The 458-nt window shown below is 66.6% G+C and carries 1 protein-coding gene; it reads left to right on the top strand.

What is annotated here, in order from left to right:
• On the top strand, positions 1-458 hold a 458-nt coding region (locus RNB18_RS51835; RefSeq protein WP_311721036.1), incomplete at both ends, for an HNH endonuclease signature motif containing protein.

Genomic DNA, 458 nt, shown 5'->3' with positions numbered 1-458 from the left:
GCGCTGGTCGCCGACTGGAAACACGACCACGACATCGACGAGGACACCGGTGAGGCGACCTCGGTTCAGGCCCCGCCTTTGCCGAACAATGTCGACGCGTTCATGAGCCTGGTCGAGGCCGGCTGGGACTCCGACGTGGCCCGCCGCCCGCACGGGCAGCACACCAACGTCATCGTGCATGTGAATGCCGACAAGCCAGTCGCCTCACTGCATCTGGGTCCCCTGCTGACCGATGAGGAGCGCCAATACCTGCTCTGCGATGCAACATGCGAGGTGTGGTTAGAACGCCATGGCCAGCCGATAGGCGTGGGCCGTACGACACGGACCATCAGTCGACGCCTGCGCCGGGCATTGGAGCACCGCGATCGCTGCTGCGTCGTCCCCGGGTGTGGGGCCACCCGCGGCCTACATGCCCATCACGTCCGGCACTGGGAAGACGGCGGCCCCACCGAACTCGA

The sequence above is a fragment of the Streptomyces doebereineriae genome (genome assembly GCF_031845645.1).
GTDB lineage: Bacteria > Actinomycetota > Actinomycetes > Streptomycetales > Streptomycetaceae > Streptomyces > Streptomyces canus.
This window is presented reverse-complemented; position numbering and strand designations above follow the sequence as displayed.